The organism is Dietzia sp. SL131, assembly GCF_026672565.1.
GTDB classification, from domain to species: domain Bacteria; phylum Actinomycetota; class Actinomycetes; order Mycobacteriales; family Mycobacteriaceae; genus Dietzia; species Dietzia kunjamensis.
Genome location: NZ_JAPPRI010000003.1, coordinates 3,093,804 through 3,115,951, shown reverse-complemented (window position 1 = coordinate 3,115,951; position 22,148 = coordinate 3,093,804). Strand labels below are relative to the sequence as shown.

The 22,148-nt window shown below is 66.8% G+C and carries 20 protein-coding genes and 4 pseudogenes; 14 read left to right on the top strand and 10 right to left on the bottom strand.

The genetic code is table 11. The features are described from left to right. The first annotated feature begins 16 nt into the window (after nucleotides 1-16). The 3 genes from OVA21_RS15600 (at nucleotide 17) to OVA21_RS15590 (ending at nucleotide 3,321) form a co-directional block, all read left to right on the top strand. Nucleotides 17-673, top strand: coding sequence for a helix-turn-helix domain-containing protein (locus tag OVA21_RS15600; RefSeq protein WP_132064066.1), 657 nt, complete (start codon nucleotides 17-19; stop codon nucleotides 671-673). 173 nt (nucleotides 674-846) lie between these two features. After that, on the top strand, nucleotides 847-2,079 hold the full coding sequence (locus tag OVA21_RS15595) for an allantoate amidohydrolase (RefSeq protein WP_268092801.1): 1,233 nt from the start codon (nucleotides 847-849) through the stop codon (nucleotides 2,077-2,079). 51 nt (nucleotides 2,080-2,130) lie between these two features. After that, entirely contained in the window at nucleotides 2,131-3,321 is a 1,191-nt protein-coding gene (locus OVA21_RS15590) for an NAD(P)/FAD-dependent oxidoreductase (protein WP_132064062.1), read from the top strand. A 70-nt stretch (nucleotides 3,322-3,391) separates the two neighbouring features. Here OVA21_RS15590 and OVA21_RS15585 read toward each other — a convergent pair whose 3' ends face one another. Both OVA21_RS15585 and OVA21_RS15580 read right to left on the bottom strand, forming a co-directional pair. After that, nucleotides 3,392-3,868, bottom strand: coding sequence for a hypothetical protein (locus OVA21_RS15585; protein ID WP_132064063.1), 477 nt, complete (start codon nucleotides 3,866-3,868; stop codon nucleotides 3,392-3,394). A 46-nt stretch (nucleotides 3,869-3,914) separates the two neighbouring features. Continuing rightward, entirely contained in the window at nucleotides 3,915-5,276 is a 1,362-nt protein-coding gene (locus OVA21_RS15580; protein ID WP_096906456.1) for an acyl-CoA dehydrogenase family protein, read from the bottom strand. Nucleotides 5,277-5,422: 146 nt separating this feature from the next. Here OVA21_RS15580 and OVA21_RS15575 point away from each other — a divergent pair, with 146 nt between their 5' ends. Further along, a complete protein-coding gene (locus OVA21_RS15575; protein ID WP_096907414.1) occupies nucleotides 5,423-6,382 on the top strand; it encodes a TIGR03620 family F420-dependent LLM class oxidoreductase in 960 nt (319 codons plus the stop codon). Nucleotides 6,383-6,629: 247 nt separating this feature from the next. Here OVA21_RS15575 and OVA21_RS15570 read toward each other — a convergent pair whose 3' ends face one another. Next, the gene (locus OVA21_RS15570; RefSeq protein ID WP_007633164.1) at nucleotides 6,630-7,442 is read right to left on the bottom strand and encodes an AAA family ATPase; all 813 of its coding nucleotides are present in this window, start codon (nucleotides 7,440-7,442) and stop codon (nucleotides 6,630-6,632) included. Further along, entirely contained in the window at nucleotides 7,442-8,551 is a 1,110-nt protein-coding gene (locus OVA21_RS15565) for a Mu transposase C-terminal domain-containing protein (protein WP_132064064.1), read from the bottom strand. Before OVA21_RS15565 ends, OVA21_RS15570 begins: the two co-directional genes overlap by 1 nt. A gap of 185 nt (nucleotides 8,552-8,736) precedes the next feature. Between OVA21_RS15565 and OVA21_RS15560 the strand changes: the two genes are divergently transcribed. Beyond that, complete coding sequence (locus OVA21_RS15560) at nucleotides 8,737-8,883, top strand: transposase (protein WP_007633162.1); 147 nt, start codon at nucleotides 8,737-8,739, stop codon at nucleotides 8,881-8,883. A gap of 18 nt (nucleotides 8,884-8,901) precedes the next feature. On the opposite strand, the pseudogene OVA21_RS15555 reads toward OVA21_RS15560, so the two are convergent. Then, nucleotides 8,902-9,379 (bottom strand): annotated as a pseudogene (locus tag OVA21_RS15555) (IS1634 family transposase); the annotation flags it as partial. Between the two features lie 45 nt (nucleotides 9,380-9,424). Next, nucleotides 9,425-10,780, bottom strand: coding sequence for an IS256 family transposase (locus OVA21_RS15550; protein ID WP_069388925.1), 1,356 nt, complete (start codon nucleotides 10,778-10,780; stop codon nucleotides 9,425-9,427). Nucleotides 10,781-10,882: 102 nt separating this feature from the next. Between OVA21_RS15550 and OVA21_RS15545 the strand changes: the two genes are divergently transcribed. The 4 genes and pseudogenes from OVA21_RS15545 to OVA21_RS15530 form a co-directional block, all read left to right on the top strand. Continuing rightward, nucleotides 10,883-11,959, top strand: a complete 1,077-nt coding sequence (locus OVA21_RS15545) for a hypothetical protein (RefSeq protein ID WP_268092800.1) — start codon at nucleotides 10,883-10,885, stop codon at nucleotides 11,957-11,959. Then, nucleotides 11,928-12,680, top strand: a complete 753-nt coding sequence (locus tag OVA21_RS15540) for a tyrosine-type recombinase/integrase (protein WP_216824132.1) — start codon at nucleotides 11,928-11,930, stop codon at nucleotides 12,678-12,680. Before OVA21_RS15545 ends, OVA21_RS15540 begins: the two co-directional genes overlap by 32 nt. After that, nucleotides 12,677-12,958 (top strand): DUF6262 family protein, encoded by a 282-nt coding sequence (locus OVA21_RS15535; protein WP_007632371.1) that lies wholly within the window; start codon nucleotides 12,677-12,679, stop codon nucleotides 12,956-12,958. The genes OVA21_RS15540 and OVA21_RS15535 overlap by 4 nt, the downstream gene beginning before the upstream one ends. Nucleotides 12,959-13,006: 48 nt before the next feature. Beyond that, a pseudogene (locus OVA21_RS15530) lies at nucleotides 13,007-13,234 on the top strand (integrase core domain-containing protein); the annotation flags it as partial. Nucleotides 13,235-13,337: 103 nt separating this feature from the next. Here the strand turns inward: OVA21_RS15530 and OVA21_RS15525 are convergent. The 3 genes and pseudogenes from OVA21_RS15525 to OVA21_RS15515 all read right to left on the bottom strand — a co-directional run. Then, entirely contained in the window at nucleotides 13,338-14,582 is a 1,245-nt protein-coding gene (locus tag OVA21_RS15525; protein ID WP_159981131.1) for a tyrosine-type recombinase/integrase, read from the bottom strand. Between the two features lie 139 nt (nucleotides 14,583-14,721). Next, nucleotides 14,722-15,481, bottom strand: a pseudogene (istA, locus tag OVA21_RS15520) (IS21 family transposase); the annotation flags it as partial. A 170-nt stretch (nucleotides 15,482-15,651) separates the two neighbouring features. Continuing rightward, nucleotides 15,652-15,981, bottom strand: a pseudogene (locus tag OVA21_RS15515) (IS21 family transposase); the annotation flags it as partial. 477 nt (nucleotides 15,982-16,458) lie between these two features. Between OVA21_RS15515 and OVA21_RS15510 the strand changes: the two are divergent. The 4 genes from OVA21_RS15510 to OVA21_RS15495 all read left to right on the top strand — a co-directional run bounded on the left by OVA21_RS15510 (nucleotide 16,459) and on the right by OVA21_RS15495 (nucleotide 19,494). Further along, a complete protein-coding gene (locus tag OVA21_RS15510) occupies nucleotides 16,459-16,749 on the top strand; it encodes an ATP-binding protein (protein ID WP_254050561.1) in 291 nt (96 codons plus the stop codon). Beyond that, complete coding sequence (locus tag OVA21_RS15505) at nucleotides 16,706-17,218, top strand: ATP-binding protein (RefSeq protein ID WP_326493482.1); 513 nt, start codon at nucleotides 16,706-16,708, stop codon at nucleotides 17,216-17,218. Before OVA21_RS15510 ends, OVA21_RS15505 begins: the two co-directional genes overlap by 44 nt. Before the next feature lie 306 nt (nucleotides 17,219-17,524). Then, a complete protein-coding gene (locus OVA21_RS15500) occupies nucleotides 17,525-18,934 on the top strand; it encodes an IS1380 family transposase (protein WP_069389547.1) in 1,410 nt (469 codons plus the stop codon). Between the two features lie 155 nt (nucleotides 18,935-19,089). Next, nucleotides 19,090-19,494, top strand: coding sequence for a hypothetical protein (locus OVA21_RS15495; RefSeq protein WP_132064318.1), 405 nt, complete (start codon nucleotides 19,090-19,092; stop codon nucleotides 19,492-19,494). Between the two features lie 144 nt (nucleotides 19,495-19,638). On the opposite strand, the gene OVA21_RS15490 is transcribed toward OVA21_RS15495, so the two are convergent. Next, nucleotides 19,639-21,216, bottom strand: coding sequence for an MFS transporter (locus tag OVA21_RS15490; protein ID WP_096906471.1), 1,578 nt, complete (start codon nucleotides 21,214-21,216; stop codon nucleotides 19,639-19,641). Nucleotides 21,217-21,334: 118 nt separating this feature from the next. Here OVA21_RS15490 and OVA21_RS15485 point away from each other — a divergent pair, with 118 nt between their 5' ends. Continuing rightward, nucleotides 21,335-22,021 carry a TetR/AcrR family transcriptional regulator gene (locus tag OVA21_RS15485; RefSeq protein ID WP_132064317.1) on the top strand — a complete coding sequence of 229 codons (687 nt, stop codon included), beginning with the start codon at nucleotides 21,335-21,337 and terminating at the stop codon, nucleotides 22,019-22,021. Nucleotides 22,022-22,148 lie beyond the last annotated feature (127 nt).

Sequence of the window (22,148 nt, the reverse complement as noted above, 5' to 3'; positions counted from 1 at the left end):
GACTATCGTCGACGCCATGGGGACCGAGCCGGAGGCCGCGCGCAGGATCGTCCACCAGGCCGCCCCCCGCGAGCTGCCGGTGGACGTCCCCACCGGCGGCGATCTCGAGCGGATCATCGGGTTCCACGTCCGCCGACTCCGCCTCTCCGAGGGGCTTGGGGTGGCGGAGATGGCGCAGCGGATCGGCATCTCCAAGGCGATGCTGTCCAAGATCGAGAACGCCCAGACCTCGTGCTCGTTGAGCATGCTGGCGAAGCTCGCCTCGGGGCTCGACGTCCCTGTCACCTCGCTGCTGCGTGGCGCGGACACCCGGCGGGACGCGGTGTTCACCGCCGACGGTCAGGGCGCCACGATCGTGGGCCGCGGCACGGCGGTCGGTCACGTCTACGAGCTGCTCGGCGCGCTGCGGGGCCCGAACAAGCGCATCGAGCCGGTCCTGGTCACCCTGACCGCCGAGTCGGAGGCGCATCCCCGTTTCCAGCACCCGGGCACCGAGCTGCTGTACATGCTGGCCGGCGACATGATCTATCACCACGCCGAGTCGGAGTACCGGCTCCGGCCCGGGGACTCGTTGCTTCTCGACGGCGAGGGGGTCCACGGCCCGGTGGCGATGCTCGAGCTGCCCATCCGATTCCTCTCGGTGACCGCCTACCCGGACGGTGTCGAGGGCTGATCCGGACCCCCGGACCGCCCGCCTGTCGCGTCCACCGCTGACTGCTCGGGCGCTCGCGCGCCGATGCGCCTTCTCCCACCCCACCCGGGCCGCTGCATTCCCGCACCCACCTGCCCGCACCTACCGCCCGTTCCCGGGACGCCCCGTCGTCCCCGAATCCCGAGGATCCCGCCATGACGGCCCCGACCGCTCCCACCGTCACCTCGCTGATGTCCGCGATCCGCGACGTCGGCACCGACCCCACCCGCGGCGGGTACAGCCGGCCCGTGTTCTCCACGCCCGAGCTGGACCTGCGCGAGTGGTTCCTCGCCGAGGCCGCCGCCCGGGGGCTGGACTGCGAGACGGACCGCAACGGCATCATCTGGGCCTGGTGGAACCCGGCCGGGCATCCGCTCACTGACGCGGTGGTGACCGGCAGTCACCTGGATTCCGTGCCCGGGGGAGGGGCGTTCGACGGGCCGCTCGGGGTGGCCTCCGCGCTCGTGGCCGTCGACCACCTGGCCGCCCGCGGCATCCATCCGCGCCGGGCGCTGGCACTGACCGTCTTCCCGGAGGAGGAGGGTTCGCATTTCGGCTGCGCCTGTCTGGGCTCGTTGCTGCTCACCGGGGCCATGGACCCGGCGGTGGCGGCCGCCCTGACCGACGACGGCGGCACGACGTTCGGGGAGTTGTGCGCCCTGCACGGACTCGACACCGCCCGCATGGGTCGCGACGAGGAGGCGCTGGGCAGGATCGGTCGGTTCGTGGAACTGCACGTCGAGCAGGGGCGGGGCCTAATCGACATGGGCAGCCCGGTCGCCGTCGCCTCGTCGATCATCGGTCACGGTCGCTGGCGGGTGACCTTCACCGGTCAGGGCAACCACGCGGGCACCACCGTGCTCGCCGACCGCCGCGACCCCATGATCCCGGCCTCGCGGACCGTCCTCGACGTCCGCCGGATCGCGGGCCTGCACCGGGGGGCACGGGCCACGGTCGGGCGTCTGGTGCCCACGCCCGGCGGGACCAACGTCATCGCCTCCCGGGTGGACCTGTGGCTCGACGTCCGCCATCCCGACGACGCGGTCACCGCGCGGATCGTCCACGAGATCTCCGAGGCGGCGTCGGAAGCGGCGCTGCTCGAGGGGTGCGAGGTCGCCGTCGTGCAGGAGTCGCTGAGCGGGTCGGTCGACTTCGACCCCGTCCTGCGTGACCGACTGTGCGCGGACCTGCCCGGGGTGCCGATCCTGCCGACCGGTGCCGGTCACGACGCCGGTGTCTTGGCCGCGCACGTGCCCACCGCGATGCTCTTCGTTCGCAATCCCTCCGGGGTCTCGCACTCGCCGGCCGAGCACGTCGAGGACGCCGACGCCGAGCGCGGCGCCGAGGCGCTGGCCGACGTCCTGGCCGACCTGCTCGCCGCGGACTGATCCGGTCGACCCCGGCCGACCGACCACCCTCACGACAGAAGGAGAACCCCCATGACCGAGACGGCGCAGTACCTCATCATCGGCGGCGGCCTGGAGGGCCTGTCGATCGCCTGGAACCTCACCGAGCGCGGTGAGACGGACGTGCTCGTGGTCGAGAAGGACACGCTGTGCTCCGGCATGACCGGCAAGTCCAGCGGTATCGTGCGCTGCCACTACGGGTCGCCGACCATGGCGGCGCTGAGCTGGCACAGCATCCCGGTGTTCGAGAACGCCGGCGAGTTGCTCGGCGACGACATGGGTTTCCGCCAGTGCGGGTACGCCGTGATCGTCGGCGACGAGAACGTGGCCCCGCTGCGGGCGAACGTGGCGATGCAGCAGAGTCTGGGGATCGAGACGGAACTCATCACCCCGGACCGGATGGCGGAGCTGTGGCCGGGGCTCAACGTCGAGGACGTCGCGGCCGCAGCGTGGGAACCGCGGGGCGGCAGGGGCGAGGCGTACATGACGGGGATGGCGTTCGCGGCCGCCGCGCGTGCCCGCGGCGTGCGCGTCCGTCAGAGCACCCGCGTGGTCTCGCTCCTCCGCGGTTGCGGGGACCGGGTCGTGGGCGCGGAGTTCGCCGACGGCACGGAGGTCTACGCCGAGCACGTGATCCTCGCGACCGGCGTGTGGGCCCCGCAGCTCGGCGCCACGGTCGGGATCGACATCCCAGTCCGTGCGCAGCGCGCCCAGCTCGTGATGGTGGACCAGGGCGAACCGCTCGGGCAGGTCCCCACGCTGTCCGACCTGGTGGGCCTGCAGTACCTGTGCCGCGAACCGAACGGGGAGATCCTGGCCGGCAACTCGGACCACGCCGCGCCGCAGTACATCGACCCCGACGCCTACGCCAACAGGGCCGATTCCTCGACCGTGGAGAAGGTCGTCGAGCGGCTCATGCACCGCCTGCCGGACATGCCCGATCCGTCGATCACCGGCAGCTATGTGGGGGCGTATGACACGACGCCGGACTACAACCCGATCATCGGCCCGTCGCCGATCGAGGGGCTGTTCATCGCGGTGGGGTTCTCCGGCCACGGGTTCAAGATGGCGCCCGCGGTCGGTCGGCTGGTCGCCGAGTTGCTCACGGAGGGGACGACGACGATGTCGGGCGTCGACCCGGCCGACTGTCGGTTCTCCCGGTTCGCGGAAGGGCGTCCCACGACGAGCCTCCACCCGTACGTGGGCGCAGGCGAGATGCGCTGATGCGGCGGTCCGGGCACGCACCCGGCCGGCGGACCGTGTGGGCGGCGGGTTTCACGTGGAACCCGCCTGGTCACTGCTTCTTCAGCGCGTCCGTGCAACGCAGACGGAGCTTCTCCAGTTCGCGTCCGTGCTGCTCCGCACGCTCGACCAGCTTCTCCAGCGTGGGCCGGGGAAGCCGGGGGTCGTCGATGTCTAGCAGAGCCTTGAAGCCGAGCGTCTTGCCCGTCACGGCGAGGGTCAGCGCCTCGAGCTCGACCAGATCGCTCAGCGGGGAGCGCTCGGCGGCCCGCCGGTTGGGCTTGAGCTGGCCGAACTTCTCGGCGGCCTTGGCTGGCAGGTCCTTGAGCATCGAGGGTGACGTCCCCACCAGCGTCATGAGTTCCTCGAGGATCTTCAGATCGTCCACGGTCTCGTCGCCGATGCGGGCGACGATCTCCCTCGTCTCCGGATCCTCGTGGTCTTCGGCCACGCGGCGGAACAGGTCGATTCCGGCGGCGGCGCCGGCGTGGTGGTCCTGCATGTACGTGTGCAACATCTCGGTGGCCATGTCCTGACGGTACGAGAGCGGGACGCAGGAGCAACCGGACCACGGTTCACCGGGCGAGGAGCCCCTTCGCGATGTGGGTCACCTGGATCTCGTTGCTGCCCGCGTAGATCATGAGCGACTTGGCGTCGCGGGCGAGCTGTTCGACCCGGTACTCGGCCATGTACCCGTTGCCGCCGAACAACTGCACGGCCTCCAGCGCCACCTCGGTGGCCGCCTCGGACGAGTACAGCTTCATCGCCGACGCCTCCGCGAGCGAGAGCGGCTTGCCGGCACGGGCGCGCTCGATGGAGTTGAAGACCATGTTGCGCACGTTCATCCGCGCGACCTCCATCTTCGCCAGCTTGAGCTGGATCAGCTGGAAGCGCCCGATCTCCTGGCCCCACAGGGTGCGCTCGCGGGAGTAGTCGACGCACAGCCGGTGGCACTCTTCGATGATGCCCAGCGCCATGGTGGCCACCCCGATCCGCTCGGCGGTGAAGCTCGACCGCGCCGACTCGCGGCCGTCGCCCCCGCGACCGGACTCGGACTCGCCGAGCAGCCGGTCCCTGCCGAGGCGGACGTTGTCGAAGAACAGCTCCCCGGTCGGGGAACTGTGCAGGCCCATCTTCTTGAAGGGAGCACCCTGCGTGAGGCCCTCCATGCCCTTGTCCAGTACGAACGTCAGCACCTTGCGGTCGCGCTTGTCGGCGTCCGTGGCCGGACCCGTGCTGCCCGCTCCACCCGACCCCTCGTCGAGCTTGGCGTAGACGATCATCACGTCCGCGTACGGCCCGTTGGTGATGAAGGTCTTCTGGCCGTTGAGGATGTAGTCCTCGCCGTCGCGCCGCACGTAGGTGCGCATGCCGCCGAAGGCGTCGGAACCGGAGTCCGGCTCGGTGATCGCCCATGACGCGACCTTCTCCATGGTCACGATGCCGGGCAACCAGCGTTCCTTCTGCGCGAGCGTCCCGCGGGACATGATCGTGGTCGCGCCCAGCCCGAGGCTCACTCCGAGCGCGGAGACCAGCCCCATGCACGCGCCGGCCAGTTCACTGGTCACCACGGCCATCATGGAGTCCCGGTTCTCGGGGGCGCCGCCGGAATCGCCGTCCTCGTCGTCGTCCCCCCTCCCGCCGTCGCCGCGCGGCGCGTCACCGGATGCAACCCCGCCGCCCGCCGCCCCGCCCCCCGCGGTCCCGCCCCCGGCGGCCGCGCCGACGGTCTCGCGCGCACGCTCCTTCGCCAGCATCTTCTCGACCCCGTCGCGGGCCATGGCATCGATGCCGAACTCGGCGAACAGCTTCCGGATGATCGGGTAGGGCGGGATCTCACCGCTCTCCAGGGCGTCGAGCTGGGGGCGGATCTCCTTGGCGATGAAGCCGCGCACGGCGTCGCGGATCATCAGGTCGGTCTCGGACCACTCGTACATCGGCGTCTCGTCTCCTCGGTGCCCGGGGTGTGCCGCGTGTCACTGCAACGCGTGTCAGCTCAGTGTGTCGCGACCGGGTCGACGGCCGCCGCCGTTTGCGGCGAATGGCCGGCCCGGCGACGACGGGGTCGGGCACACTCGGGAACATGAGTGCCCTCCAGGACAGTGCATCCCACCGAACCCGCCACCGCCCCGCAGGTCGCGAACAGCTCGGCCGGATCGGTCTGTGGACCGGCTCGCTGGAGGGACTGACGCCGGCGGCGATCCCCGACGTCCTCGGTGAGCTCGACGACCAGGGCTGGGGCTCGCTGTGGTTCGGTGAGGCCGTCGGCCGGGAGGCGTTCACCGCCGCGCAGCTGTACCTGGGCGCCACGCGCCGGATGGCTATCGGCACCGGCATCGCCAACATCTACGGCCGCGACGCCTCCGCAGCCGGGGCGGCCGCCCGCACGATCGAGGCCATGCACCCGGGCCGGTTCGTCCTGGGCCTCGGCGTCTCGCACGCGCCGCTGGTCGAGCGCCACCGCGGCCACCACTACGGTCGGCCGCTGTCGGCGATGCGTGAGTACCTCGACGCGCTCGAACGGACTCAACCCATGGCGGCGGGCGAGGACACGATGCCGCCGGTCGTGCTCGCCGCGCTCGGCCCCAAGATGCTCGAGCTCTCGCGCGACCGCACCGCCGGCGCGCACCCGTACCTGACGCTGCCGGAGCACACCGCGCGGGCGCGGGAGATCCTCGGCGGGACCGCCGACGACGGGCCGGCCCTGGTCGTGGAGCACGCCGCGGTGGTGGCCGAGGGGGTCGACGACGACGACGAGGTGTGGCGGTCGCGGGCCCACGATCACCTCAACGTCTATACGGGCCTGCCGAACTATCGGAACTCGTGGACCCGGCAGGGGTTCGACGAGTCGGACTACGTGCGCGGGGGCAGCGATCGGCTCAAGCACGCGATGGTCACCCGCGGGGTCGAGGCGACGCGGGCGCGGGTGCAGGAGCACCTGGACGCAGGGGCTTCGACCGTGCTGGTGCAGGTGCTCGGCGAGAACGTGCTGACGCCGCCGGTCGAGGACTGGCGGATCGCGGCCGAGGGGCTGCTCGGCTGACGCCTGGTCGCCAGACTGCGCGGACCGGAGACGCGTCGGTTGCCAGAGGGGCTTGTCAGTCTCTGTTTTTTCGGAGAGCCGGTTGATCCTCGCCACTGACCGCTGGCGACGCTCGTAGATCTCCCCAGTACTCCTTAGCAGCAATGTGGTTTGTCGAGTACACCCGTGCGGGACGGAACGCCGCCAACGATCGCTGCTGTGACTCTTACCTTCGTTTGGCGGGATTTCGCAGGGTCGTTTGGCGGTGTCAGGTGATGCCGATGACGAGGGTGGATCGGGCGGCTTCGACGACGTCGTCGGTGATGGTGTTGAGCTCGTTGATCTGCATGATGCGCTCCATCTGCGTGAACAGTCTGTCGACGAGGCGGAAGTTGCCGCGGGTGATCCGTGTGATCGCGGCGAGGGCTTGAGCGTCGGTGAAGTCGTCGGGGTCGAGGGGGTGGCCGTATTTGGGCCAGCGACGTTCGAGTACGAATCGCAGTTCGTCTTTGCTCAGTGGCCGGTACTCGTGTGCGAATCCGACGCGGCTGTAAAGCTGCGGGTAGCGGCTGAATCTCTTCTCGATCCCGGGCATGCCGATGAGGATGACGGCGACGTTGTCGCGGTCGTAGTGGTCTCGCACCATTTCCAGGGCGGTGGCATTGAGTCGGTCGGACTCGTCGATGATGATCAGCTCGACGTACTTCCGCAGGTGTCTGGGTCGTGTCTGCAGTTCGCCGGTGTTGATCAGATGCTCGTCGATGCACGCAGATACCTGGACCGTCAGTCCGGTGAGATCGTCTCTGACCTGACGCGGGGTGCTCAGGACCGCGGGGGTGTAGAAGACTGTCCGTTTCCTGGCCAGTGCGGCATAGATCGGGAAATCGGAGTCATCGCGTGGTCCCCATTCTTCGAGGAGTCGCTCGGCTTTGTGCCAGTTCGCATACCGTCTGGCAGACAGTGTTTTACCGATCCCGGCTTGGCCGTAGCAGATGCCGATGGTGTGTTGCCGGCGTACGGCGTCGGCGAACTCGACGAATCTGCGGTGCTGTTTGGTGGCGATGAACCGTTGCGGAGACATCAGTCATCCTCCAGGTAGGTGCGAAGTTTCGTCTTCCTCTGGGTGGGTGGGGTCGGTGCCGCCGGGGCCGGAAATGAGGGGTCTTGGTGGCCGGTGACGACGGCAATGCGCTCGGTGATCTGGCCGCGTAGCTCGCGTCGGCGGGCTGCGCGTGCGTGTTGAATGTCTTTGAGGCTGACTGTGGTCGATGCGTGATCGGGGTCCACGGCCTTACAGATGTACTGGTTCTTGTGGAAGACGTGAATTTCGGAGATGTCGCGGGGGTCGTAACGGATCACGACCTGTTCTTTGACGTAGGCGGCCAGCAGTGGTGAGACGTACCGCAGGCCCTGGAAGCGCACTCCGTCGCGGTGGACGATGCGCGTTTTGGCCACGGTCAGCAGCAGCAGGTTGAGATCATCGACGGTCTCGGGCAGGCGGGGAAGCCACCCGTCGCCGATCCAGGTCCGGTAGGGGCTGTCGCCAGTCTCCGGATGGGTGCGGTGGTGATACTTGGCACCGATGAACTCGCCGATCGCGGTGTCGAGTTCGGGCAGCGTCAGTACCGGCTCGGGGTGCCGCTGACCGCGGGTGAGATAGCCCGGCAGCTCGGCAAGGAGTTCGGTGTTGATCGTGCCGAAGATTCGCTCGATCTTGCCGCGGCCCTGTGGCCTGGCGATGGTCGAGTAGATGATCTGAAAGTGCAGGTACTTGGCGGTCTGGGCGAGATGGTGGCTGGTGAAGTCGGTCCCGTGATCGACGTAGAGCACATCGGGCAAGCCGCACATCGGCCAGTTCGGATCGCTCTTCGGCCAGATTGCGTGCCGCAACGCCAGCGCGGTGTTCATCGCAGACGGTGCGCCGAGGAAGACCATGTAGCCGCACACCGCCCGGGAGTAGTCGTCGAGGATGACGGTCAACCAGGGCCGGGCGGGCCGCCCGTTGGCGTCGAGGATGAGGATGTCGAGTTCGGTGTGGTCGGCCTGCCAGGTGGCATTGGCCCGCTCGGCGCGGTGTCGCCACACCAGCTCGTAGGTGTCCCGGTAGGCCGCCGCGCCCTGGTGGGCCAAGGTCACCATCCCGGGATCCAGACCGGTCACGATGGCCCGCACGGTGCTCACTGAGACCATCGGCCATCCGCGGCGGGTGGCGGTCGTGGCGGCTTTGCGGGTGATTGACGCGGTGGTCGGCCGAGGCGTACTCAGCGCCAGGCCTTCGATGTAGGCCACAAGGTCTGGGTGGGTGCGCCGCCCACGCTTGGGTTGGGGTGTATCAAAGATCTTGGACAACCTCTTGAGGCGAGAGGATCGAGATCATGGCAGCGAGTTCGAGGCGGAAGTTCAGTCCGCAGTTCAAGACCGAGGCGGTGCAGCTGGTCCTGCAGAGTGACCGCTCGATTGCCGAGGTGGCCGGGGAGTTGGCGATCAACCCGGGCACCCTGGGCAACTGGGTTCAGACCTGACTTCCACAAGTTTTAGTGTCACCCTGCGTTGATCGCGTCGATGACGGCTCGCGCGGCGTCCGGGATTGTGGGCTCGACGAGCATTTCGTGGTCGCCGATGGCGACGGTGACCGTGCGCAGCGGCCGCAGGGTGGTGACGATCTTCTTGATCGACATGCCGGTGACGTCCTGCAGGTGCCGCGCCACGGCCAGGGCCGCGAACACGACGGTGAGGTGAGCTTCGATCGCATCGCGGGTGCGGTGGAAGATCGGGCGCGCCCTCAGGTCGGCCTTGGCCATGCGGAAGGACTGCTCGACCTTCCAGAGGTCGTGATAGGCCGCCACGACGGCATGGCCGTCCATCGCGGCCGGGGCGATGTTGGTGACATACCCCTTGTAACCTGCAGATTCGCGGGCCCGCTGGATCGAGGCCTCGTCCAGGATTACCTTCTGGTCGGTGACCACGGGCGAACCGCTGCTTCTTGAGTGGTTCTGCCCGGTCGGCCACGCGTTGGGCGGAGCTTGTCAAGATAATTGTGTGAGTTTTGGTTAGTGATGTCTGTCACATGTGGGGGTCGAAGCGTTCCGGGTAGGCCAGTGCGAGTTCGGCCAGTGCGGCTCGCCAACCGTGGATGGTGGCGCCTTCGACGAGTCTGGGGATCGATTTCCGGGGGCCTGCGTGGCCGTCTGCTCGGCGTTGAGCGTCCTTGGCGCGTTCTCGGTCTCGTCGGTCCTCGATGTTGCGTATGGCTAGCCATAGCAGCTTGATCGCGGCGGCATCGCTGGGGAAGTGCCCGCGGTTCTTGGTGATCTTGCGCAGCTGGTAGTTCAGCGACTCGATCGAGTTCGTGGTGTAGATCAGCTTGCGTGTGGCTGGGCCGAAGGCCAGGAACGGGATGAACCGCTCCCAGGCGGCCTCCCACGACCTGACGGCGGTGGGGTACTTGGCGCCCAGCGGCGATTCGGCGAAGGCCTCCAGTGCGGCTCTGGCGGCCTCGGCGTTGGCGGCGGTGTAGATCGGCTTGAGTGCCTTGGCCACGTTCTTGCGGTCGCTGTAGGACACGAACCGCATCGAGGCCCGGATCAGGTGCACCACGCAGGTCTGCACCTCGGCGAAAGGCCAGGTCGCGGCAATCGCCTCGGACAGTCCGGTCAGCCCGTCGCAGGCCACGATCAGGACGTCTTTGACGCCGCGATTGGCCAGTTCGGCGCACACGCTGGCCCAGAACGCCGCGCCTTCCTTGGCCTGCACCCAGATGCCGAGCACGTGCTTGACGCCCTCAAGATCGACCCCGACCGCGATGTGGGCAGCGCGGGTCTTCACGTGGGCTCCATCGCGGATCTTGATGTGGATCGCGTCCAGGAACACCACCGGGTAGAACGCCTCCAACGGGCGGTGCTGCCAGGCGGCGACTTCGTCCAGGACCGCGTCGGTGACGTTGGCGATGGACTCGTGCGACAGCTCCACCCCCAGGGTCCGCGCGAGGTGGTGCTCGATCTCCCGGACGGTCATTCCGCCGGCGTACAGCGAGATGATCTGGTCCTCCAGCCCGCCGAGCCGGCGGGCGCCCTTCGGGACGAGCTGGGAGGCGAACGAGCCCTGCCGATCGCGGGGCTGATCCAGCTCCACCGGGCCGACCTCGGTGGCCACGGTCTTGCGCGAAGTGCCGTTGCGGTGGTTTCCGTCCCCGCCACGGGCGTGGGCATCGCGGCCCAGATGCTCGGTCAGCTCGGCGCCCATGCCCCGCTCAAGGACGGCCTTGAGCATCTCGTTCAAAAAGCCGTCCTTGCCAGTCAACTCCAACCCTCGCGAACGGGTCTCGGCGAGTACGTGATCAATCAGCGCATCCGAGAACACCTCCCGGCGAAGCCCAGCAGCATCTGATACATCCGTAGCGTCGTGGTCGTCAACAGCCATAGCGTTCATGATTCCTCCTCCGGCTCAACTCACACAGACCATCTGACACGCCCCGCCTTCGCAACCAGGCCCGGTGACGCCGCCGTCACCGGTTCGGGGTTGGTGGCCGAGGACCTGTTGCAGGCCTACCTCGATCGCCTCGCCGCTACGGGCCGGGGAAACGCGGTCTACGAGCGCGCCGCACGGAAGTTCTTGCGCACCTGGCCCGACCCCGAGGCCTGGGCCCAGCAGCCACTTGCCGACCGGCTCGCCGCGGGAAGTCAGACCCGCCCGCTGATCACGTACCTGATGGTTCACCAGGGCCTTCGTCCCGGCTTTGACTATCTGCTCGAACGCAAGCTGTCCTCGATCTGGAGAGAAATCCAGTCCAGCTGGCTGCAGCCGGAGATCGATCGATTTCTGTCTGCATCCGAGGACCTGGGGTTCTCACTGCGGGTGCGGCTGGCGACCGGGTCGCAGGTGCCGGTGCGGCTACTGATCCAGACTGGCCGCCCGATCACCGAGCTGACCCAAAGCGACCTCGATGCGTTCGCCGCAGCCTGCCATGAACGAGGACGGCGTACCGGGACCAGCCACAGCCACTACCTATCGGCGATCAGCACCACCCAGACGGTGCTGTACCACCTGGGCGTGGTCGACCAACTGCCCCGCGCCGGGGGCCCGATCCCGCTGGCTGAGCGACTGGCCGAGATCACCCCATCGATCCGGGACGAAATGGTCGCCTACCTGGAGCGAAAGAAGGCAACCTGCCAGGTCAAGACCGTCTCGACCATGGCCACCCGACTCAAGCACTTCGGTGTGTTCTTGACCGGCATCGATCCTGACCTTGCCAGCGTGGCCGACCTGGATCGGCGCCACCATATCGAGCCCTGGCTGTCCTCGCTGCCCGACTCGGTCAGCGACAAGGACGGAAAACCGATCAGCAACGGCGACCGCAACCGACGCGTGATCGCCGTGATGACGTTCCTGACCGATATCACCGAGTGGGGCTGGGACGCGGCCCCCGGCAGGAAAGTGCTCTTCCGCGATGACATCCCCAAACTCCCGCAGGTGCTGCCACGGTACCTACCGATCGACGCTGATCGGCGCCTGCAACAAGCACTGACCACCCATCCCGCGCTCCTGGCTCAAGGTTCCCCTGGGCAAGATGGCCACCGAGCGGATGGTCCCACTCGATGATCAGACCCTCGAACTGATCGACAGGGTCATCCAGATTCGCTCCCACTGCCAGCCGTTGCCTCACCCGCGGTACCGGCGCCGAGCACAGTTTCTGTTCACCTACCTCGGACGCCGACTGACCCAACAGGGCGTGCGCGCCGAACTCAACCACGCCGCCGATATCGCCGGACTCGACCACATCACCTCCCACCAGCTGCGCCACACCTACGCGACCGCACTGGTCAACGCTGGCGTCTCCCTGCAAGCACTGATGGCCCTACTCGGTCACGTCAGCGCCGAGATGAGCTTGCGCTACGGCCGACTCTTCGACACCACCATCCGCGAGGAATACGAACGAGCCCTGGACCTGGCCAAACAGAACACCCCGCCCCAGAACCCGGCACCGGGCAGCCCCGGTGGCCGGATCCAAATTCCGCTGGCCGACATCACCGGCGGACGTCCCTGGCAGGACACGCCGCTGCTCAAATCGCGCATGGCAGGAGGATTCTGTCTACGAGCCCCAGCCCAGGGCGCCTGCACCTACGCCAACATTTGCGAACACTGCCCCAGCTACCGCACAGAGCCTTCATCATTGCCGATCCTGGCGGCCCAACGCATAGACGCCGAAGCACTTGCCCGCGACGCCGAAAGCCGAGGGTGGATCGACGAAGCCGACCGCCACCACAAGCTCCTGAACCGCCTCGATGCGCTCATCGCCGACACGGAAGCGGCCGCAGGATGACCGCCCGCGGCAAGATCAACCTCGTCGAACGCGCCTGCACAGACCTGGCCCGCGAAGGCCAACCGATCACGGTCGTCGCCATCGCAGCCGCCACCGGACTGAGCCGCTCGACGATCTATCGCAGCACTGAACTGCGCACCATCGTCGAGCACCACAAGCACCCCGAAACTCCGATGGCCTCGCTCACAGATGAACTCGCGACCCTGCGAACCGCGGTCAACTGCCTCGCAGAGCAAGTGCGCCGCCACGACGAGCAACTCCGCCGCATGCGCCGCTGACCGCGTTATCCGGCCAACGGCCCATCAGGCCCCCGATTAGCCGGATAATGCTGGGACAACGCCGCGGCGGAGACGTTCTTCGCCACCCTGAAAAACGAGATGTACCACCAGCAGGTGTTCCATACCCGCGCCCGAGCACGGTTCGCCGTCGCCGAGTACATCGAGGTGTTCTACAACCGTCAAAGACCGCACTCCAGCCTGGGCTACCGCACCCCGGCCCAGGCATGGGCCGACGCCCACAATCCCGCCGCCGAGGACCTAACCGAGGCGGCCTGACACACCCGACATCACCGAGGACCTGTCCACAATCCTTGACACAGCCCATGCTTGATCTCCAGAAGGCCCTGAATGTGGGGAGCAAGGCCGCTGAACAGGTTGTTCATGACCGTGTCCTTCGCGGGGCGATCCCGGAAAAGTCGAGGCAGCACTGGCGCATCCGCTGGGCGTCACCGGCCAGATAGTGTTTGGCCGAGTCGATCGAGCGATGACCCAACGCCCCAGAGATCACCGGCAGCACGGCGCCGTCTTCTAGCATCCGGGTCGCAAGCGAGGCCCGCAGCACCCGGAACCCGCGGCCGGAACCGCCCGAAGTACTCGCTCCGGTGCGAGCGAACGCCCGAGCAGAAGCGAAGTGCAGCCCCGACGAGGGAGCCAATGCCGTGAACGGGGCCTGCGAACGCAGAAACACCTGCTCACCCGTGGCGGCGGCGGGTCGCTCGTGCAGCAGGTAGTCGGCGATCGCATCCCCCACATCGGCCAGCAACGGCAATGTCAGGACCTGGACCGTCTTGTGCTGGGTCAGCGTAATCTGAGCCCTGGCCCAGTCGATATCGCTCAACCGGAGGTTCACGATATCGACGGGGCGCAGTCCCGTCCTGGCCGCAAGCAGCAGCATCGCCCGATCCCGGAGCCTGGCTGACGCATCCAGATCAGTCGAGTTGACCAGTGTGTCGATCTCACTCGGGCTCAGGACTCCCACCGGGCTGGTGCGACGGGCCGAGCGACCCGGCACCGCCCTCGATAGCCCGGGCCGCAACTCGGTTTCTTCCAGGAAACGACACAGCACACGAACCGCGGACAAGACGGTCCGCATACTCCCCGGACGGTAGCGCTGGCCAAGATAGGCCACCGCGGCCCCCACGCCCGCAGGTGTCAGCGCGCCCATCTCTGGGGCACCGTGCTCAGGCAGCCACGTCGTGCGCGAGATGGTGGCGTAAAGATTCTGCGTGGTTACTGCGAGCCCCTGATGCTTTAACCAGGCCTCGTACTGCTCTTGAACCGGGCGAAGAGCCTCGTTCAGCGTGTCGTTCGGATGCGTTGTCCGGGAAAGTCGCCACTGGTAGGAGCCGGTGCTGGTCACCTCCAACAGCACCAACGCCGCCTTGCGCAGCAACTTGAACTTCCACGGCTTGTACCGTCCCGCCTGATGCTCGCAGGTCACGAACTCCACGAAGTCGGCAACCGATTCCTCGGTCACCACTGCTGCACCGTCATTGCGCGTGGCGCAGAACGACTCGAACTGGGACCACGCCCACCGATACTGCATCAGCGTCGAGGGCGCCGAGCCCTGCCCGCTGATCGCGGCATCCGCTATCACGATCAGATCGTCCAGGAGAACACTCATCTCCCGCTCACCTCCAAGTAGAAACCGAAAGAGGCGAGCAAGCGTAGAGACGATCTCGTTATCCCGAGGAACTACCACCAAAACCGGCGCCGACCAGCACCTCAGGGTCACGACTCGGGATAACAGAATCCACCGGATAATCCTTGGGCTTGCGCACCCGGCCGGGCAGCACCGCAGCCGAATAGTGGGCGGCCATCTCCCGGTAGGCGTCATTGAGGACGATCTCGCCCTCGCGGGGATGGGTGATCACGCCGGTCCCCGAGGTTGTCGCACGCGATGCGCGGCACTGACCCGCCGAAGAACTCGAACATCGCCACGTGGGCCCGCAGCCAGGTGTCCTGCTTCATGTCCAATGTCGGTTCGACGAAGGCGTACCGGGAGAACGGCAGGCACGCCACGAACAGATACACCCGCCTCGCCTCGCCAGTGACGGGGTCGGTCAGCTGCATCGTCGGGCCAGACCAGTCCACCTCGACGGTCTGCCCGGCCTTGTGCCCGACCCGAGAGGCCAACCCAGCGACCAGTACATGCTGTTGGTACTGCTTACAGAACCGGTCGTACCCCATCGCCGGGGACCCCGAGCCCGTGCACCGGTCGATGTACTCGCCGTGCAAGAGCTTCATCGTCACCCCGACCCGGGCCATCTCCCGATGCACCTCGGCCCAGTCGGGCTCGGCGAACACGCTCGCGTGCTCACCCCGGCCCGGGAACAACAGCGAGTACACCTCGCCGTCCGGTAGATCTGCGACATCGTCCCAGCCGAGCTTGGCGGCATCAGCGGCCTCCAGCACCGCAGCGACGCTGTTGCGTGAGATCTGCTGCGAGGCCGCGATCGCCCGCCCCGACAGGCCCTCGGCGCGCAACTGCAAGACGAGTTTCGCCTTGATCTTCCTTACCATTGGGAACTGCTCCTTCCGCCAGGTGCCCGTTACACCCAGCGGGAGGAGCCTAAGAAGGTGGCTCTGAACGCGAATAACGGAGGCTCCGACGGCGTCCAACGCGTCAAGCCGCCGCTGGCTCTCAGGCCCGATATGACTGGCCCTCAGAAGAGCGAATACTCATGCTCGATCCGGTCCGCCGGGTCCACCCCGCGGTACTCCGGACGGATCGCCCGCACACGGTCCTTCAGGACCGTCATCGAGTGCGGCCACCCGATCCGCTCGGCGAGCACCGTGGCCGGCATCGTCGGGTACTCCGCCAGGAGCTTGCGGATCTCCGGCTCAAAGGCGTCGACCAGCGATCCCTTCCGAGCCCGCGGGTACTTCGGCGGCTCCGACGACGCCAACGCCGACCTCACCGTGTTCCTCGCTATACCCAACCTCCTCGAGATCTCCTTGATCGGAACCCCCTCGCTGTTGTGCAAGCGACGTATCTCGGCCCACTGCTCCACTGCAATCACCCTCCCAGGGTCGGGAGGGGTCAAACTTCACCCGTCACCCGGGGGTCAGTATTCACGCGCCGTCGACAACTGGCCCCCGGAGGCAATACCGGTGGACCCCAGTGAGACGAATATTCACTGGATCGCCAGCGGATCGAGGCTCAGGGCTATCGCTCGTGCCAGAACATCCTCGCCCTGGCCCGCGGGGACAACAAGATGCTGCTCGAGCGGGCCTGTGGCCAACTCGTCTCCGAGACCTCCCGCCGGGCGATCAGCTACACCGCCGTCAAGCAGCAGCTGGCGGCCCTGAGGACCCAGGCCGCCGCCCGGCCCACCACCACGCAGCCGGCGGTGGCGGCTGACGGACCGGCTGGAGCCGCCGCCGGGTCGGCGAGATACCACCGGGGCGCATCTGGCCGGGCCCGAGCAGTTCAGCCTCGCCGCCCTCACAGGAGGCCCGAGCCCGAGCAGCGGCACCGCGGGGCGGGAGGAGCTGCAGTGACTGATCGTCATCTCACCGACGCCGACATGCCACTGTTCACCCAGTTGCGGATGACCGCGTTCGGCCAGACCGTCATCGACTTGGCCAACGATCCCGCCTGCGACGAGTGGACCTTCTCGGAGAAGATCTTCCACGCCCTGGACAAAGAGATCACGGCCAGGCAGAAACGCCGGACCCAGAAACTACTCAAGGCCTCCAGATCGCCAAACCCTGACGCCTGCGTAGAAGAGATCCGCTACCTGCCTGACCTCAGGCGTCATCCGCGAGCTAATCGCACGACTGAGTAGCTGTCAATGGATCGACGCCACTCGTAATCTCGTCGTGCTCGGCCAGTCCAGCGTGGGCAAGACCTACCTCGTCCAGGCACTGCTCAATGCCGCGTGCCGAAAGTACTACACCGCGAGGTTCTTCCGACTCGACGACCTGGCCAACCGGCTCGCCGTTCTGGAGCCGACCTCGCAGCGCAGGCTGGACTTCCTCACTGACCTGCACAACTGTGACCTGCTGGTTCTCGATGACTTCCTGACCACGCCGGTGGCTCCGCACACAGCGGCGGAGCTGCTCAACATCCTTGCCGCTCGGGAAGGCCGGGGCTCGACTCTGGTGACCTCGCAGTTCGATCCGCCCGATTGGTACAAGTCGCTCCAAGACGCGGTCATCGCCGAATCGATCCTCAACCGGATCGTCGCCGGCGCCGAGATCATCGCCCTCGACGGCCCGAACATGAGACGACACCTCGCCACGGCAACGCCATAGCGGCCCAGCGGTCGGACGGGCAGATGCCGCTATCCGATGCCCGTCCGACCGCTACCCGATCATCAGAACCGCGCTTTCCGAAGGGCGTCCCAAACACACAGCATTGAAGGAGTGAGCAGTATGACCCAGAACCGAGCAGTCCATGTTGCCCGAGCGGCCGGAACCGGAGCGGTGGCCGGCTTAGCCTGGATCCACCGATGAGATGAACTTCTAGCGCGGTGTGGGAACGCGAGAATGCCCTTCTGAACTGGCAAGATACGACTTGCTTAAGGTCCGTATCGCCAATTCAAGAAGGGCATCCCGCAGATGCAACTATCTCACACTCTGCCCGTAAGCTTCGCGACGTTCGATGAGCCCAACCTCGTGTCGGGCGCCGGCCTCGTGCCGCTGATGAAACTCGCCGACCGGGCGGGCCTGCACCGGCTCGGTGACGAGCATCTGAGCGTGCCCACCGACAAGGGCTCCAACGGTGGAGTGAAACTGGCCTCGCTCGTGGCCGGGATGGCCGCAGGCGCGGATAGCATCGACGACATGGCCCTGCTGCGCCACGGGGCGATGGGCACACTCTTCGACCGCCCGTACGCCCCTTCGACGCTGGGATCGTTCCTGCGGCAGTTCACCTTCGGCCACGTCCGCCAAACCGATGCGATCGCCTCGCGGTTCGTGCGCGCACTGGCCGAACACACCGGACTGCTCGGTCATGAGTCGGACACCGGGACGGTGATGGTCGATATCGACGACACGATCGTGGAGGTCTACGGACACGCCAAGCAGGGCGCCTCGTTCGGCTACTCCGGGGTACGTGGCCTGAACGCGCTGCTGGCCACGGTCTCCACCGAGCAGGCTGCTCCGGTGATCGCCGCTCAACGGCTGCGCAAGGGCTCTGCCGGGTCCCCGCGAGGGGCTGCCCGGCTGGCCACCGACACGCTGGCACTGATCCGCCGCACCCACCTTCACGGCCGTGACGTGCTGGTCCGAGGCGATTCGGCGTTCTACTCCCACAGCATGGTCACCGCCTGCCTGGCCGCCGGAGCCGAGGTCTCGGTCACCGTACGCATGGACCCGGCGGTCAAACGTGCCATCGCCACCATCGACGACGACGCGTGGACCACGATCAACTACACCGACGCGATCTTCGACGAACACACCAACCGTTGGATCTCCCGCGCCGAAGTCGCCGAGGTCGACTTCACCGCATTCACCTCGAAGCCCAAGAACGACCAGGTGCCGGGTCGGCTCGTGGTGCGCCGTATCCCCGACCTGAATCCCAAGGCTGCAAGTGGGCAGGCGAGCCTGTTCGATACCTGGCGGTTCCATGCGTTCTTCACCACTACATCCGTAGAGCAGTACGACACAGTGGCGGCCGACAAGACCCACCGCGCACACGCGATCATCGAGAACGTCCACGCTGACCTGAAAGCCTCCGCGCTGGCGCACCTGCCCTCGGGCGTGTTCAACGCCAACGCCGCCTGGCTGACCTGCGCCGTCATGGCGTTCAACCTCACCCGCGCCGCCGCCACCCTGACCACAAGCTCGAGCCTGGCACGCGCGACGACCGCGACGATCCGCCGCAAACTCATCAACATCCCGGCCCGGATCGCCTCCTCAGCCCGGCGGCTCCGACTCCATCTACCCGAAAGCTGGCCATGGCAAACAGCCTGGCAGGCGCTCTACGACACCGTCTTCTCCCCGCGCCGGCCCAACGTGCCGATCTGACTCCCAACTCCAGCACCTACGACCAGGAACCAAAGTGGAAAGCCGGGCAGACCGGCGGACCTCACACGCCCTCCATACGGTCACGACCCACGACCATGCCAGCGACCGCCCCGGCTACTTCATCGGTGAATTGAGGCTTAGTAGGGGCCGGATTGATGGTCATCGGCGAGAAAGCCGAACAGGCGATCACGGGCAGGCCGAACTCGTACGTCCCGGCGCGCGCCCTGCTCACGCTGTTGGGCCAAAAGCCTGGCGACGACGACCGCCCGGACGGGTGGAACCACCTCATGCACTTCAGCACCGGCGCGGCGCTGGGTGCTATTCGCGGCGTGTGGGCGGCCACCGGGATCCGAGGAGTTCATGCGACCGTGTGGCACACCGCCGTCCGGCTGGGATTTGACCAAACCGTGGAAAACGCCACCGGAGTCGGAGCGCCGCCGTCGACCTGGCCCGCGAGTGAGCAGGCCGTGGACAACCTTCACAAAGCCGTCTTCGGCGCGGTCGCCGAACGGCTGCTACCGCCCACCCTGCAGTCACAGCGTGGACGCATCAGCCACTGACCCCCGCCCTGAAGATGGTGGACATCGCTAGCCACAGCAGCGCGACCGCCGAGATTCTGCACTCGGGAAGTGACCGCGGTTCTTGCTGACCTTGCGCAGCTTCTCCAGGCATGGGTCAGTGCAGCCGGAAGCCGGACGGGCCACTTATCCGACGCTGTCCCGGTGTGCCGGTGCTGTGGAACTGGCCGTGGTCTTGTGGTCACGCGCAGCAGTGCCCGGGGCAAGGAACGCTAGCAAGACTGCGGCGGCGGCGGTGAGGATTGCCAACGTAAGTGTGGCCTGACTGCTGCCGTTGACAAATGCCTCTTTGGCGTAGTCGACCAATGGTTGCGCCATTGGTCCGGCTTGTGCGGCGACCTCTAGGGCGGCGGCCAGGGAGTCGGAGACCGGACCGCGGGCAGGTTCGGGTAACTGAGGCAGGGCGGGTTGGATGTGGCGGGTGTATCCGGCGGCCAGCACACTGCCGGCCACTGCGATCCCCATCGCAGCGCCGATCTCGCGGGCCGCATCGTTGACCGCGGCGGCGACCCCGTGTTTGCTCTCCGGAGTTTCGGCGACGATCGCGTAGGTCGCCGGGGCTGTGCATAGTCCGAGCCCTGCACTCATGATCAACAGCGGCCACAGCAGGTCGAGGTAACGTGCGTCGACGGTCATCCGGCTGACCAGCATCAGGCCAACTGCGATGGTCACCAGACCGGCGACGGTCATCACTCGTAGTCCAAATCGCTGTGACAGTCGGGGGGCGATCACCGAGATCACGATCAGGGGGACCGTCATCGGCGCTAACCCCAACGCCGAGGCCAGCGGTCCATATCCCAGGATCAGTTGCAGGTACTGCACCAGGAGTAGGAATACCCCGAAAGTGACCAAGAATTGGATGGCCACCGACAACGAGCCGGCGCTGAAGCCGCGCTTGGCGAACAACCGAACATCCAACAAGGGGGCCGAGGATCGCAGCTCAATCAGGATAAAAAAGGCTGTCGCCAACATGCCGGCCCCGGCGCTGGCGAGAACGATCGGGTCGGCCCAACCCCGCGCTGGAAACTCGATCGTGGCGAATACGATTCCCGCAACCGCGACTGCAGCTGCCGCCGCGCCCACCCAGTCCACGGGAGGGTGATCATGCTGGCTGGACTCAGCGATTGTGCATGCCAGCGCGGCCAGTAAGGCTCCCGCTGCGGTCAGTCCAACAAATACCGACACCCACGACCAGCGCTCAAGCAACACCCCGGCGCCGAGGATGCCTAACACTGCTCCGGAGCCGGCGACTCCAGCCCACACACCTACTGCTCGGCCGCGATGAACGGCGGCGAAACCAGCAGTCAGAATCGAGAGCGTCGAGGGCATTACCAGCGCAGCGCCCGCCCCGGCAATCGCTCGCGCAGCGATCAACCAGGCCGGGTCAGACAGCAGCAGGGGAAGTGCGGACGCAATGGTGAATATCGCCAGGCCTATTACGAGAACTGCGCGTCTGCCATAGCGGTCACCGATCGCTCCAGCGGGCAGGACCAGGCACGCCAGTACCAGCGTGTAGCCGTCGACGATCCAGGTCAGCTGGGCTTGCGTCGCTCCAGTCTCTACCGCAATCTCCGGTAATGCCGAATACAGCGCGGCCATGGCCGCGACCACCAACGCCACGGCTAGGCACGACACCGTGAGCATCCACCATTCGGCTCGGGTCCACCGGGATGACTCGGTGATGGCCTGTTGGGGTGAGTGCATCGCCCGCCCCTTGCTGTGAGATGGTCGGTCTTGGTCTGAGACAAGTAGTATCACAGTATCCGGCTGGCTGGACAGGTCAGCTTGGACGAGAAGTGACCGTCGGCCGAAGGGGGAGAGCGTGAACGACTGGAGTGCTGACCGGCCCGCTACGGACGACGATCAGCTCGATCCGCGACTGCTGCGCTCACGAAAACGATTGCTCGACGCTGCCACGCATCTCCTGAGCACTGGCGGTGTAGAGGCGGTTACCGTCGAGGCGGTCACTCGAATGTCAAAGGTTGCGCGGGCCACGCTCTATCGGCATTTCGGCGGGACCGCCCAGTTGCTTGCGGCGACCTTCGAGCGGGTGTTGCCTCGCGTCGAAGTCTCTGCCACCAGTGGGTCGGTACGCGACCAACTCATCGCGCTTCTCACGGCCCAAGCCGACCTGATTGACCAGGCGCCGCTGAACATTACGACTCTGGCTTGGCTGTCAATCGGATCAGTCGGCGGCGATCCTGCCGATTCGGCCGCGATCACCTCACTGCGTAGTCGAGTCATCGAGGAATACCGGCAGCCCTTTGACCGCATCCTCACACATCCTGACGTTCGAGCACAGCTCGGCAACGTCGACACCACCTTCGCGATCGTTCAACTCCTGGGTCCCGTCCTGTTCGCTCGCCTTACTGGGCTCTGCACCGTCGACCACGACGGATGCGTGCAACTCGTTGATGATTTTCTTGCTGCCCGCAAGCAGGGAGGCGAACCCATCCCGGCCGAGTCCATCCACGACCTGAACCGCCCTGGCGCCGGCGGATCTCGCTAAATCGGGGCTTCTTCTTGTCGGATGGGTGTGACCGCTCGATCGCCGAGGTCGCCGGGGAGGTGGCGAGGCAACCCTTGAGCCCGGTCGTTTCGGTGCGAGCGGCGGCGAGCCATCCGCTGCAGTCTGA